Raw genomic sequence first — 14,612 nt, 5'->3', positions numbered from 1 at the left:
CAACCATACAGAAAGGATGCACGAATAAAAATATGTCAGAATCACACAAATTACATGTAAAAGAGAAGTCTGATCAGGACAGCAGGACGTAGACAAGTAGAACGGCAGCGGTGTAGACCGCGCAGGGCAGAAGGTTTTTCCGGATGATCGCTCCTTCTTTCCCGGTCACGCCAGCTGTGGAGGAGACAGCCACAACATTGTGGATGCAGATCATATTCCCAATCGCTCCGCCGGCCATCTGAAGACCAAGGATCGAGGATGCTGAAAGCTTCAGGGCCAGCGCTGTTTCATACTGAAGCGGTCCGAACAGAATGCCGGAAACTGTGCAGGAGCCGGAAACGAATGCTCCGAAAACGCCAAGCGCCGGAGAAAGCACCGGGAATGCCGTTCCGAACAGATGTACAAGAGCGAGTGAGATCAGCGTCAGCATTCCGGGAAGCCCTGCCGCGTTGTCCGAGGATCCGGTCATAATCTGAACCATCGACATCCCGCAGACAAGCGGCACCGCAATTTTCAAAAGCTGTCTTCCGGTACCCGAGAAGATGCGGTCAGTGGCAGACCTTCTCAGTTTTCTCCGACAGGCGAAGATTGTCCCCAGGGCTGTTGCAAGGAACGGAAGGATGCCAGGGTTATAGAGAGGTGCGAACCGATAGTCCAGATCTGCGTTTCCGCCAACATGGCGTATTGTAAAAGCGAAGGAGGAAAGCAGCTTCCGAAGACCGAAGGTCGGAATCCGCGTCAGGAGGAGGACAGCGCCAATCACCATGTACGGCAGCCAGGCGAGAAAGGCCTTCCGGATGGTCAGGCGCTCTGTTCTCTGAAGGCCTGGCTGGCCGGTCAGGTGCCCTGCTCTCTGCAGGCCTTGCTGGCTGGAACGTGTACTGCGAAAACTTGAGGCCGGTTTTGAGGCAGGCTCGCTTTCTTCGAACGTCCACACATACAGAGGCGTCAGAAACTGTCTGCGGGCAGCCAGGGCTGCGGCTGCCATTCCGAACGCCCCGGCTGCAATCGAGCAGAATTCAGGTCCGGCAAACCAGCCGAGTAGCATGTAGGGAATGATAAACACAAGTCCGGAAAAGACGCAGAACGGAAGCATTTCCAGAATGGAGGCCAGCCTTCTGTGCATGGAGCAGGACAGCACAAGAACGACGACAACCATCACCGGGACCAGAATGCCGGCTATGCCGAGATAGAGCACGGTCTTCATCGTCGTCTGGCGTGTCATGAGCGCGACTGTGCCGCCACTTTGGCGCAGCTGCGTTTCCAGATTCGCCATCACACTGTTCATAGGGGTTCCCGCAGCGGCGAATGGGACAGGGGTGCTGTTGGATATGAGCGCGACCGAGCAGGCTGCAACAGGAGGAAACCCCAGGCCGACGAGAAGAGGCGCGGCAATTGCAGCCGGTGTGCCATAGCCGGCCGCTCCCTCGATGAAAGCGCCGAACAGATACCCGATGATCAGCGCCTGCACCCGTCTGTCCGGGCTGATCCGCTGAAAGACACTGGAGATGACGGTCATCAGGCCGGTTTCCCTGAGCACATTGAGCAGGAGGATTGCTCCGCCGATGATCAGCAGAAGATCAAGGGCCTTCAGTCCACCGTACAGGCTTGCGGAGGCGATACTGTCAATGTCCATCCTCCATAGAAAAAGAGCCGAAAAGACAGCCATCAGATAAGAAATCACAAGTGCCTTCCCGGATGAGAAATTGAAAAAGGCCATCAGGATCAGCGCGGTCAGAAACGGCGCTGACGCGGCCAGAATGTAGACGATCTGAGCTGTCTTCATATACTTCACCCTCCCCTGATCATATCAGAATGGATTACTGTGCAAATATCCACACATGTGGTATTATTCACGCGTAAGAGTGCTCTTTCAATGGCCAGAAATTCCGAAGGCGGGATTTATTCTACAGATTCAGGCAAACTGGGGAGAAGTGGACAGCATGATTCAGACGGACAGAAGAGTCAGAAAGACAAAGAAAGCCATCCAGGAGGCGTACTTCAAGCTTCTGGAGAAAAAGAGAACCGAGAAGATCACAGTCGCGGAGATCACGCGCGAGGCGGATATTGACCGGAAAACCTTTTACCTCCACTATACATCTGTCCAGGATCTGATTCGCGAGTTTACGGAGGCAAAGACGAAGGATATTCTGAAACGCCTGACGCTCAGGAGCTTTTTCTCGCTGAGATTTGACAGGCAGATATTCACGAGGGAAGCCGTCTCGCTCGTCTCCGAGAATCTTGATTTTCTGAAGATGGTGACCTGCAGCCCGGACCTTGATTTTTTCTGGAATACGGCGCAGGACACCGCGGTCGATGTCCTGACAGAAATCTATGCAAGACATTCCTCCCTTCCGGTGAGCGATCTCCGCATTCAGGTGCGGTTCTTTGTCGGCGGGGCGGGCGCCGCTTACCGAGACTGGATGCAGGGGAAGATTCCCTGCTCCCTGGAGGAGCTTTCAAACAGCGTGTCGAAGATCGCATTTACAGGCGTTCAGCATATTCTGCAGAATCCGCAGCCCGATCTCCCGTGTTGACCGTGGAAGGGCATCTGCGTTAAGATGGGCGGGATACAATGCATTCGGCGCCCCCTGCGCCGCTGCTGATTTCTTGTGCATCATGAAAGCCAGGTTCTGATATTATGAAACATCTGACTCCGAAAAATCTGATGCTTTGTCTGATGGGCTCACTCATCTACTGCATCGCGTTCAATACATTCATCGTCCCGGCTCATATGTATTCCAGTGGGTTTGTCGGGATCTCCCAGCTGGTGGCCGGCGGGCTTGCGTCTGTCTTCCATATCCGGATGAATCTGCAGCCGATTGTGTATTTCTGCCTGGATGTTCCGCTCTTTCTGATCGGGCTGAAGATCCTCGGGAAAGCCTCGATTGCGTTCACATTCCTGATTGTCCTTGTGGAAACGCTGTTCATGAATTTTATTCCGATTCCGGATCATATGGTACTTGACAACGTCTTTGCGATGGCGGTGGTCGGAGGGTGCCTGGAGGGGATCGGCACCTCGATCACCTTCCGGGGGTTCGGGTCCTCCGGCGGAACGGACCTGCTTGGGATGATGCTCACGGAAAAATACCGGAAGCTGTCGGTGGGCCGCGTCAATCTGGCTGTCAATGCCTGCGTCTATCTGTTTGCGGGTCTGCGGTATTCGCTTCAGACAGCCGTCTACAGCCTGGTGGCGGAGGCATTTGCCTCCATCATGATTGACCGGTATCACATGCAGAACAACCTTGTGACGGTCAACGTCATCTCGGAACACAATGAGGCCTTCATACAGTTCATCAATGTGAAGCTGGACCGCGGCGCTACGGTGATCGACGCGAAGGGCGCCTGGTCGGGGAAGCCCTGCAAGGTTGTCGTGGCGGTTCTCTCCGAATACGAGTTGGGGCTTCTTGAAAAGGAAGCGGAGACAATCGACCCGGCTGCGTTTATCTTCAGCAACCCCAGGACAAGTGTGTTTGGCGAGTTTGAAAAGCGCCTGTCCGCCTGAGACCAATGCAGTTCTTCCCTGTGAAGGACAAGGCAGCTCTATGAACAAAAAGATGTCACAGCATGTTTGCAGGCCTTCCCTGTGCAGGGCAGAAGGCCGGGGACTGTGAAAAAGAATTTGGGAGAAATGGATATGAGGATTGCAGTCAGAAAACTCAGGGAGGACGCTGTTCTTCCGGCGCGCGGTTCCGCGGAGGCTGCGGGGGCGGATCTTCGCGCCTGCATGGATGAGGAACGCATTGAGCTGGCGCCGGGCGAGACAAAGCTGATCGGGACAGGTCTTTCGATGGCCGTTCCGTCCGGTTATTTCGGCGGAATCTTTGCACGCTCCGGGCTCTCGGTGAAGGAAGGGCTGCGGCCGTCGAACTGTGTCGGCGTCGTTGATTCCGACTACAGGGGTGAGGTCAAGGTAGCCCTCTACAACGACTCGTCCCAGAGCCGGGTCATCGAGCGGGGAGAGCGCATCGCGCAGCTTCTGATTCTTCCGTATCTTGCGCCTGAATTTGAGGAAGCCGAGACGCTCGATGAGACAGGCCGCGGAGACGGCGGATTCGGCCACACCGGGAAGGCTTGAGAGATGAACCGGATCAATTACCAGAAGCAGCTGGACGCCCTGCTGAAGCACATTGAAGCAGACAATGAGGCCGGGAGAAAGCCGCCAAGGCTCTTTCTTCACAGCTGCTGCGCTCCGTGTTCAAGCTATGTCCTTGAATACCTGAGCGATTATTTTCAGATTACGGACTTCTTCTACAATCCGAATATCGAGCCGAAGGAAGAGTACCGCTTCCGGGAAGAAGAGCTGATGCGTCTCATTTCCGAGATGAAGCCGCGCTATCCGATTGATTTTCTTCCGGGCTGGTATGACCCCTCCATCTTTCACCGTGCGGTGAAGGGACTGGAGTCTCTCCCGGAGGGCGGAGAGCGGTGCTTCATCTGCTACAGACTCCGGATGGAGGAGGCAGCGAAGCTGGCGGCTGCGGGCGGCTACGATTATTTCACGACAACTCTTTCCATCTCTCCGCTGAAAAACGCGGAAAAGATCAACGAGATCGGGCAGGAACTGGAGGCTGAATACGGTGTCCGGCACCTGCCGTCCGACTTTAAAAAGAAAAATGGCTATCTGCGGTCTGTACAGCTGTCGCAGGAGCACCAGCTGTACAGGCAGGATTTCTGCGGCTGTGTGTATTCAAAAGCTCAGCGCGAGCGGGAAAAAAGACAGGCAGGCGTCTGAGAAAGGAGCATCTCAATGGCACAGCTTTGGGGCGGAAGATTCACAAAACAGCAGGATGATCTGGTAAAGAAGTTCAATGATTCCCTTCCATATGACAGAAGACTCTACCGGCAGGATATCCGGGGCAGCATCGTTCACGCCACGATGCTCGGAAAGCAGGGCATCCTGACAGACGACGAGATGAGGCAGATTGTGGACGGGCTCTCCGGCATTCTGGAGGACATCGAAAACGGAAGGCTCGCGTTCTCGGATGCTTATGAGGATATCCACAGCTTTGTGGAGGCAAACCTGATTGACCGGATCGGCGACGCCGGAAAGAAGCTGCACACAGGGCGTTCCCGGAACGACCAGGTCGCCCTGGATATGAAGATGTACATCCGGGACGAAATCGGGGAAATCAGCGGACTGCTCAGACATTTTCTGCAGACGCTGCTCTCCGTGATGGAGGCCAACAAGGAGACCTTCATGCCGGGATTCACGCATCTTCAGAAGGCGCAGCCGGTCACGCTTGCCCATCACATGGCCGCCTACTTTGAGATGTTCCGCCGTGACCGCGAGCGGCTTTCGGACATTCGGGAGCGGATGGATCTGTGTCCGCTTGGTTCCGGCGCACTGGCCGGAACAACCTACCCGCTTGACCGGAACTTCACGGCCAGAGAGCTTGGCTTTGACGGGCCCTGCCGGAACTCGATGGATGGCGTGTCTGACAGAGATTACCTGATCGAGTTCCTGGATGCGCTGGCGATCTGCCAGATGCACCTGTCCCGGTTCTCTGAGGAGATCATCATCTGGAACAGCAACGAGTACCGATTCGTGGAGCTGGATGACGCCTATTCCACGGGCTCGTCGATCATGCCGCAGAAAAAGAATCCGGATATCGCGGAGCTCGTCCGCGGAAAGACGGGCCGCGTATATGCAGCCCTCGTCTCTCTCCTGACAACTATGAAAGGCATCCCGCTGGCATATGACAAGGACATGCAGGAGGACAAGGAGCTGACCTTCGACGCGATTGATACGCTGAAGATCGAGATCCCGCTGTTCGACGACATGATCCGCACCTGTCAGTTCCGCCCGGATGTGATGGAAGCTTCCGCAAAGCATGGATTTACAAATGCAACGGATGCGGCAGACTATCTGGTGGAGAAGGGCGTGCCGTTCCGCGATGCGCACGGGATCATCGGCCGGATGGTCCTGTACTGCATCGATCATAAAAAGGCGCTGGACGACCTGTCACTGGAGGAATTCAGACAGTTCTCTGACCGGTTTGATACAGATATCTACGAGGCCATCAGTCTGAGAACCTGCGTGGAAAAACGCCTGACGGAGGGTGCGCCGTCTGCCCGCTCGATGGACAGGGAGATCGCTGCTTGCCGCGCGTATCTTTCGGGAGATGCGGACGACAGCCTGGAGGACTGACGGGCGGCCGCTGATTCCTTCGGCAGGCACGCTGCGGGGAGCATCCGCTCCTCAGCCTTGACAGCATGAACAATTCGGTTTAGAGTTTTAAAAACCGTTTGGAAGCAAAGATGATGCTGCCCGGAGGGCGGCGGAATGGAGATGAAGATGGAAAAACTCAGGGTTGGAATTCTCGGAGCGACCGGCATGGTCGGACAGCGCTTTGTAACGCTTCTTTCGGATCATCCGTATTTCCAGATCGAAGTCCTCGCGGCTTCTGCCAGAAGTGCAGGCAGGACATATGAGGAGGCAGTCGGCGGAAGATGGAAGATGGATACGCCGATGCCGGAGACTGTCCGGAACATGAAGGTCATGAATGTTTCGGATGTCGAGTCTGTCGCAGGACAGGTCGATATGGTCTTTTCGGCCGTCGATATGACGAAGGATGAGATCCGGAAGATCGAGGAGGCGTATGCGAAGACGGAAACACCTGTCGTCTCCAACAACAGCGCGCATCGCTGGACGCCGGATGTCCCGATGGTCATCCCGGAGATCAATCTCAGCCATTTTGATGTGATCCCCTTCCAGAGAAAACGGCTCGGAACCACGAGAGGCTTCATCGCCGTCAAGCCGAACTGTTCGATTCAGGCCTATGCGCCGGCTCTGGCTGCATGGAAGGAATATGAGCCCTATGAGGCTGTCATCACGACTTATCAGGCAATCTCCGGTGTCGGAAAAACCTTTAAAGACTGGCCGGAGATGGTCGGGAATATCATCCCTTACATCGGCGGCGAGGAGGAGAAGAGCGAGCGGGAGCCGCTGCGGATCCTCGGCAGGCTTGAGGATGGCGTCATCGTCCCGGCAAAGGAACCGGTTATCACCTGCCAGTGTGTCCGCGTGCCGGTTCTGAACGGTCACACGGCGGCTGTTTTCCTGAAGATGCGCAAGCATCCGTCGAAAGAGGAGCTGATCGATCGGCTCGTTCATTTTTCCGGCTATCCGCAGGAGCATCATCTTCCGTCTGCACCGAAGCAGTTTATCCAGTATCTGGAGGAGGACAACCGGCCGCAGGTAGCGCTGGATGTCGATTATGAGAAAGGGATGGGTGTCTCGATCGGCAGGCTGAGAGAGGATACCGTCTATGACTGGAAGTTCATCGGCCTGGCGCACAATACCCTGAGGGGAGCTGCCGGCGGCGCTGTGCTTTGTGCAGAGACGCTTGTCTCGCTCGGCTACATCGCCCGCAAGTAATAGATCAGAGAAGATCAGACAAAGCATATTTCAGAACCAACGCAGAAAGCCGGGGAACCTGAGGTCTTGCCCGGCGCCGCTCCCGCGGCAGGAGCCGGTGGGAGGAGTGCGGTCATTCTATGGGAAAATATCTGTTTATCGCTGAAAAGCCAAGCGTCGCGCAGCAGTTTGCCGCGACGCTTGGGGAATCTATGTCCAAAGGCGATGGCTACCAGGAATCCGAGCATCTTGTCGTGACCTGGTGCCTCGGCCATCTGGTCACAATGAGTTATCCGGAGGTCTACGACCAGAAGTATAAGAAGTGGAGCCTGGATACCCTTCCTTTTATTCCGAGCACATACAAATACGAAGTCATCGGCTCTGCCAGAAAGCAGTTTGCTGTCGTCAAAAAGCTGCTCAACCGTCCGGATGTGGAGCGGATCTATGTCTGCACCGACTCCGGACGTGAGGGAGAGTATATTTACCGCCTTGTCCGCCAGATGGCAGACGTGAAGGGCAAGGATGAGCGCCGTGTCTGGATCGACTCGCAGACGGAGGAGGAGATTCGGCGCGGAATCCATGAGGCAAAGCCGCTCAGCGCCTATGACAATCTGGCGTCCTCCGCCTACCTGCGCGCACAGGAAGATTATCTGATGGGAATTAATTTTTCGCGCGCGCTGACGCTTCGGTACGGGCGCTCAATGGCCTCCTACCTCGGTGAAAAATACTGCGTGGTTTCTGTCGGGCGGGTGATGACCTGTGTCCTCGGCATGGTAGTGAAGCGGGAGCGGGAGATCCGCTCCTTTCAGGAAACGCCCTTCTACCGCATATTCCTGCTGACTGAAAAAAACGGATGTTCATTCTCCGCCGAGTGGCGGGCCGTCAAGGGATCCAGGTACGAGAACTCCCCGCTTTTGTACGCACAGAATGGCTTCAAAAAACGGGAGGATGCGGAAGCTTTTGTCCGGGATCTTTCAAAAAACCTGCCCCTTCAGGCAGCAGTGGACAAGTGCGAGAAGAAAACGGAGAAGAAAAACCCGCCCCTTCTGTATAATCTGGCCGAGCTTCAGAATGACTGCAGCCGGATGTTCCACATCAGCCCGGATCAGACCCTGAATTATGTTCAGGATTTGTATGAGAAAAAGCTCGTCACCTATCCCAGAACCGATGCGCGCGTCCTCTCCACCGCGATCTCAAAGGAAATTGACCGCAACATCAAGGGACTTCTGAATTTTCAGCCGGCGGCTGCATACGCAAAGAAGGCCCTGGATGACGGAAAGTGGAGGACGATCGCCAAGACAAAATATGTCGACGACAAGCAGATTACCGATCACTATGCCCTGATTCCGACCGGACAGGGACTCGGGGCGCTGAAGAGCCTGAAGGGAACAGAATACGGTGTCTACTGCGCGATTGTCCGGCGCTTTCTCTCGATCTTCTATCCGCCGGCCATATACCGGAAGATCTCCCTGACGCTGGATGCGGAGGGTGAAAAGTTCTTCTCCTCTTATCGTGTACTGGAGGATGAAGGATATCTGGCCGTCATGAAGAAACAGAAAGATGCTCAGGGAGATCAGCCCGCCTCAGGGAACGAAGACGCAGCGGACAGGGAGGCTACCGTCCAGGAAGCTTCGGACAAGGAAGCTGCGGACCGGGCCCTTGGCGAAGTTCTTGAGAAGCTCCGGAAGGGAGAGAAGCTTCCGGTCAGAGAATATGAGATCCGGGAAGGAAAGACCTCGCCGCCAAAGCGGTACAATTCGGGATCGATGATCCTCGCGATGGAGAATGCCGGTCAGCTGATCGAGGATGAGGAGCTCCGCGAGCAGATCCGCTCAACCGGCATCGGGACAAGCGCGACGCGGGCTGAGATTCTGAAAAAGCTCGTGAACAACCGCTACATCGCGCTCAGCAGCAAAACACAGATTCTGACGCCGACGCTCCTCGGCGAGATGATCTACGATGTGGTTCGCTGTTCGATCCGGTCATTGCTTGATCCGGCGCTGACAGCCAGCTGGGAAAAGGGGCTGGGCTATGTAGCCGACGGGAAGGTTACCCCCGAGCAGTACACAGAGACGATGGATGGGTATGTGTCTAAGTGGACAAACTTTGTCAAAAGTGTTCACAATGAAACACAGATGGTTCCGATGTATAATGAGGCGGCCGCTTTCTACAAGGCAAGGACGGTCACAGGTCATGCAGGCGGCTCCGGGAAACGCAGGCCTTCCGGAAAAACAAAGGCAAAGGCTGCCGGAAGTCCGCCCGGCAAAGCTTCCGGGAGGGCTGCCGGGCAGTCAAACAGGAAATCTGATCAGGATGGAGGATAACAAGTATGGAACCGTGCAGGATTGAAGAACTCTATGATCTCAATGAGACCATTGCAAAGGACCTTTTTGAGGGGGCAGCTTATCCGTGGGAGGTTCTCCCGAAGATCAAGGATTTTATTCTCGAGCTTGGGAAAACGCTTGACCCGGAGGAGTATACACACAGGCAGTACGGAGAGGATGTCTGGATCCACAAGAGCGCCGTTGTCTTTGACAGCGCCTATATTCACGGACCTGCGATCATCTGCAGAGATGCGGAGATCCGCCAGTGTGCCTTCATCCGCGGCTGCGCGATCGTCGGCGAGAACGCGACGGTCGGCAATTCGACTGAGCTGAAGAATGTTGTACTGTTCAACCATGTGGAGGTTCCGCATTATAACTATGTAGGGGACTCCGTCCTCGGCTTCTATGCGCACATGGGAGCCGGCGCAATCACCTCCAATATCAAGGCAGACCGCAAAAATATCGTGATCCGGGACGGAGAGCATGAGTATGTGACGGGACTTCGCAAAATCGGAGCCCTTCTGGGGGATCATGTCGAGGTGGGCTGCAACACCGTCCTGAATCCGGGTACCGTGGTCGGCAGATATACGAACATCTATCCGGTGAACAATGTCAGAGGAGTGGTTCCGGCACACAGCATATACAAGGCAGCCGGAAATATCGTCAGGAAGATTGAAGCATGACAGAAAATTACGACGCAAGTTCCATACAGGTCATCGAAGGGCTGGAGGCAGTCCGCAGGAGGCCTGGCATGTATATCGGCAGTACCTCCCGCCGCGGACTGAATCATCTGGTCTACGAGATTGTCGACAACTCTGTCGATGAGCATCTGGCCGGGTACTGCACCCGAATCGATGTGACGCTGAACGCTGATGGCAGCTGCACGGTCGGCGATAACGGACGCGGGATTCCGGTCGGCATGCATCAGAAGGGAGTCTCGGCGGAGCGTGTTGTCTTTACGACGCTCCATGCCGGCGGCAAGTTCGACAGCGATGCCTACAAGACATCCGGCGGCCTTCATGGGGTCGGTTCCTCTGTTGTCAATGCTCTCTCGGAGTGGATGGATGTCCAGGTGAAGAGAGAAGGGAAGATTTTCCATGACCGGTACCGGAAGGGCAAGCCGGACCTTGAGCTTGAAAAAGGGCTTCTCCCGGTCATCGGGAAGACAAAGGAGACGGGAACGACCATCACCTTCCTGCCGGATCCGGAGATCTTCGAGCAGACCACAAGATTTTCCGCTACCGAGATCAAGAACAGACTCCACGAGACAACGTATCTGAATCCGGAGCTGACCATTGTGTTCCGTGATCAAAGGGACGGACGGGACGAGGAGCTGACCTTCCATGAACCGGAGGGGATTCTGGGCTTCATACGGGACCTGAACAAGAACAAGGAAGCCGTCTGCGAGCCCATCTATGTCAAGGGAATCAGCGACGGTATCCAGGTAGAGGTTGCGCTCCAGTATATCAACGAATTCCATGAGAATATTCTGGGTTTCTGCAACAACATCTTCAATTCAGAAGGCGGCACCCATCTGACCGGATTCAAGACCGCATTTACCACCGTCATGAACACCTACGCACGGGAGCTCGGAATCCTGAAGGAAAAGGATGCCAACTTCACCGGGGCAGACATCCGGAACGGCTGCACGGCCGTCATTTCCATCCGTCATCCGGATCCGAGCTTCGAGGGGCAGACGAAGACAAAGCTCGACAATGCCGATGCTGCCCGGGCTGTCGCGAAGGTCACCTCAGATGAATTTTCCAGGTACTTCGACAAGAATCTCAGCGCGCTCAGGGAAGTGCTTGGCTGCGCGGAGAAGGCGGCAAAGATCCGGAAAACCGAGGAAAAGGCCAAGACAAACCTTCTGACAAAGCAGAAGTATTCCTTTGATTCCAACGGAAAGCTGGCAAACTGCGAAAGCCGGGACGCCTCAAAGTGCGAGATTTTCATCGTCGAGGGAGATTCCGCAGGCGGCTCGGCCAAGACCGCCCGTGACCGGAATTTTCAGGCGATTCTGCCGATCCGCGGCAAGATCCTGAACGTGGAGAAGGCCTCGATCGACAAGGTGCTGGCGAATGAAGAGATCAAGACGATGATCAACTCGTTTGGCTGCGGGTTCTCAGAAGGCTACGGGAACGATTTTGACATCACAAAGCTGCGCTACGGCAAGATCATCATCATGGCAGATGCCGATGTCGACGGCGCGCATATCTGTACGCTTCTTCTGACCCTGTTCTACCGGTTCATGCCGGATCTGATCGGCGAGGGACATGTTTATATCGCGATGCCTCCGCTGTACAAGGCGATCCCGCAGAAGGGGAAGGAAGAGTACCTCTTTGATGATGAGGCGCTGGCGCGCTACAGGAAACATCATAAGTCCGGCTTCACGCTTCAGCGCTACAAGGGCCTTGGCGAGATGGATCCGGAACAGCTCTGGGAGACGACGCTGAATCCTGAGACGCGCACAATGCGGCGGGTCGAGATTGAGGACGGGCGGAGTGCCTCCGACATCACCGCGCTTCTCATGGGCAACGATGTTCCGCCGAGACGGGAATTCATCCATGAGCACGCCCGCGACGCGGCGCTCGATGTGTAAGCCTTCCGGCATGCACATGAAAAGCAGAAAAGGAACATAAAAACAGATGGCACAGGAAATCATTCAGACTGAATACAGCGAGATTATGCAGAAGTCCTACATCGATTACGCGATGAGCGTCATCGTGGCGAGGGCGCTTCCGGATGTCCGGGACGGGCTGAAACCGGTCCAGCGTCGGACGCTGTATGACATGTATGAACTCGGAACCCGGTACGACAAGCCTTACAGAAAGAGTGCGAGGATCGTCGGAGATACGATGGGTAAATTCCATCCGCATGGAGATTCATCCATCTACGGTGCGCTCGTCGTGATGGCGCAGGACTTCAAGATGGGGCTGCCGCTGGTGGACGGGCACGGAAACTTCGGATCGATCGAAGGAGACGGAGCCGCTGCCATGCGGTATACGGAAGCCCGCCTCCAGAAAATGACGCAGGAGGTCTTTCTCGCAGATCTCGACCGGAATGTCGTGGACTTTGTTCCGAACTTCGATGAGACGGAGAAGGAACCGGTCGTGCTGCCTGCGCGGATTCCGAATCTGCTCGTGAATGGCTCGGAGGGTATTGCCGTCGGCATGGCGACAAGCATTCCGCCTCACAACCTCGGTGAGGTCATCGACGCGACCATCGCCCTGATCCGGGATCAGAATCTTTCGGATGATAAGCTGATGGACATCGTGCAGGGGCCAGATTTTCCGACGGGCGGCATTGTCGTCAATCAGGATGAGCTGGCCGAAATCTACAGGACCGGAACCGGTAAGATCCGCATCCGCGGAAAGGTCGAGGTTGAAAAGATTCCGCGCACCGAGCGCCAGCGGCTCGTTGTGACGCAGATTCCGTACACAATGATCGGGATGGGAATCGGGAAGTTCCTCAATGACTGTGCGGCGCTCGCCGACAGCCGCCTTGGAAGCGAGATTGCCGATATTTCAAACCAGTCCTCCAAGGAAGGGATCCGGATCGTGCTGGACCTCCGCAAGGGAGCGGATCCGTCTTATATTGAGAAGCTTCTCTATAAAAAGACACGGCTGGAGGATACCTTCGGTGTCAATATGCTTGCGGTCGCGGACGGGCGCCCGGAGACGCTGTCCCTCCGCCGGATTCTGGAGGCGCACATCGATTTTCAGTTCGATATTGCGACGCGGAAATATACCAGCCTGCTGAAAAGCGAGGAGAAGAAGAAGGATATTCAGGAGGGCCTGATTCGTGCGGTCGATGTGATCGACCTGATTATCGAGATCCTCCGCGGCTCAAAGGACCGGAAGATGGCAAGGGACTGCCTTGTGACGGGAAATACAGAGGGAATCCGCTTCAAGACGGTAAAATCACAGAAGGCGGCTTCGAAGCTGCATTTTACAGAGACGCAGGCGGACGCAATCCTGGAAATGAAGCTCTACCGCCTGATCGGTCTCGAGCTGGACTCGCTCCAGGCGGACTATGACCAGACACTGAAGAATATCGCGGCCTACACCGACATTCTGAACAGCTATGACTCCATGGCCAATGTGATCATCTCGGAACTTCTGTCCTTCAAGAAGGCCTACGCCCGTCCGCGCAGGACGGTCATCACGAATGCCGGCGCGGTTGTGATCGAGGAGAAGAAGGCAGAGGCCTACCCGTGCGTCTTCCTGATGGACCGCTTCGGGTATGCCCGGACGGTGGACGAGCCCGTATATGAGAAAAACCGGGAAGCGGCGGATTCCGAGAACCGGATCGTCCTGCATACGATGAGCGATGCGAAGCTCTGTATCTACACGGACATCGGCCGGCAGCACATCCTCAAAGTCGAGGATGTTCCGCATGGCAAGTTCCGCGACAAGGGAACCCCGATCGACAACCTCTGCAACTATGATTCAAAGGATGAGCTCTACATCGATGTGATTCCGCTTTCCAACATTGTCAACATGCGGCTGATCTTCGTGACGGAGGGAGGATTTGTCAAGCAGGTGGAAGGCTCGGAATTTGACGTTGCCAAGAAGACGGTTGCGGCAACGAAGCTGGATGAAGGCGACCGGCTTCTGTCCGTCCATCTCGCTCATTTCCAGACGACGATGGTGCTCCACACTGCCAATCAGTATCTTCTGCGGATGAATGAGGATGATATCCCGCTGCAGAAGAAAAATGCGCGCGGTGTGCGCGGCATCCAGCTCGGGGAGGCTGACCGGGTTGAGAATGTCTGGTATCTGGAGGAGGGAGCGCCGACGGAGGCGGTGATCGAGGAGAAAACCGTCGCGCTGAACCGTCTGAAGATCTCCCAGCGGGGCGCAAAGGGCACAAAGCTCCGCAAATGAGCCGGTTTTTACATGAAATTGATGCCAAATGACTTGAAATCT

Annotated in this window: 11 protein-coding genes; 10 read left to right on the top strand and 1 reads right to left on the bottom strand. The window is 55.5% G+C overall.

All coding sequences use genetic code 11. The features are described from left to right. Positions 1-73 precede the first annotated feature (73 nt). Entirely contained in the window at positions 74-1,786 is a 1,713-nt protein-coding gene (locus tag FYJ35_RS07405; RefSeq protein ID WP_154525108.1) for an L-lactate permease, read from the bottom strand. 157 nt (positions 1,787-1,943) lie between these two features. On the opposite strand from FYJ35_RS07405, the gene FYJ35_RS07400 reads away from it, so the two are divergent. The 10 genes from FYJ35_RS07400 (at position 1,944) to FYJ35_RS07355 (ending at position 14,570) form a co-directional block, all read left to right on the top strand. Beyond that, complete coding sequence (locus FYJ35_RS07400; RefSeq protein WP_154525106.1) at positions 1,944-2,537, top strand: TetR/AcrR family transcriptional regulator; 594 nt, start codon at positions 1,944-1,946, stop codon at positions 2,535-2,537. 104 nt (positions 2,538-2,641) lie between these two features. Further along, positions 2,642-3,505, top strand: coding sequence for a YitT family protein (locus tag FYJ35_RS07395; RefSeq protein WP_154525104.1), 864 nt, complete (start codon positions 2,642-2,644; stop codon positions 3,503-3,505). A gap of 105 nt (positions 3,506-3,610) precedes the next feature. After that, positions 3,611-4,078: a dUTP diphosphatase gene (gene dut, locus FYJ35_RS07390; protein WP_330683414.1), complete on the top strand. Its 468-nt coding sequence runs from the start codon at positions 3,611-3,613 to the stop codon at positions 4,076-4,078. A gap of 3 nt (positions 4,079-4,081) precedes the next feature. Continuing rightward, on the top strand, positions 4,082-4,735 hold the full coding sequence (locus tag FYJ35_RS07385) for an epoxyqueuosine reductase QueH (protein ID WP_154525102.1): 654 nt from the start codon (positions 4,082-4,084) through the stop codon (positions 4,733-4,735). A 15-nt stretch (positions 4,736-4,750) separates the two neighbouring features. Then, the gene (argH, locus tag FYJ35_RS07380) at positions 4,751-6,151 is read left to right on the top strand and encodes an argininosuccinate lyase (RefSeq protein ID WP_154525100.1); all 1,401 of its coding nucleotides are present in this window, start codon (positions 4,751-4,753) and stop codon (positions 6,149-6,151) included. 135 nt (positions 6,152-6,286) lie between these two features. Further along, positions 6,287-7,381, top strand: coding sequence for an aspartate-semialdehyde dehydrogenase (gene asd / locus FYJ35_RS07375; protein ID WP_154525098.1), 1,095 nt, complete (start codon positions 6,287-6,289; stop codon positions 7,379-7,381). A 119-nt stretch (positions 7,382-7,500) separates the two neighbouring features. Further along, positions 7,501-9,684 (top strand): DNA topoisomerase, encoded by a 2,184-nt coding sequence (locus FYJ35_RS07370; RefSeq protein WP_154525096.1) that lies wholly within the window; start codon positions 7,501-7,503, stop codon positions 9,682-9,684. 5 nt (positions 9,685-9,689) lie between these two features. After that, positions 9,690-10,367 (top strand): LbetaH domain-containing protein, encoded by a 678-nt coding sequence (locus tag FYJ35_RS07365; RefSeq protein ID WP_154525094.1) that lies wholly within the window; start codon positions 9,690-9,692, stop codon positions 10,365-10,367. Continuing rightward, positions 10,364-12,283, top strand: coding sequence for a DNA gyrase/topoisomerase IV subunit B (locus FYJ35_RS07360; RefSeq protein ID WP_154525092.1), 1,920 nt, complete (start codon positions 10,364-10,366; stop codon positions 12,281-12,283). Before FYJ35_RS07365 ends, FYJ35_RS07360 begins: the two co-directional genes overlap by 4 nt. A 46-nt stretch (positions 12,284-12,329) precedes the next feature. Next, a complete protein-coding gene (locus FYJ35_RS07355; protein ID WP_154525090.1) occupies positions 12,330-14,570 on the top strand; it encodes a DNA gyrase/topoisomerase IV subunit A in 2,241 nt (746 codons plus the stop codon). The last annotated feature ends 42 nt before the right edge of the window (positions 14,571-14,612 follow it).

Origin of the sequence: Porcincola intestinalis (genome assembly GCF_009696445.1) — a bacterium.
In the GTDB taxonomy this organism is placed as follows: Bacteria; Bacillota; Clostridia; order Lachnospirales; family Lachnospiraceae; genus Porcincola; species Porcincola intestinalis.
Note: the sequence above shows the minus strand (reverse complement) of the source record. Positions and strands in the feature narration are given on the sequence as shown.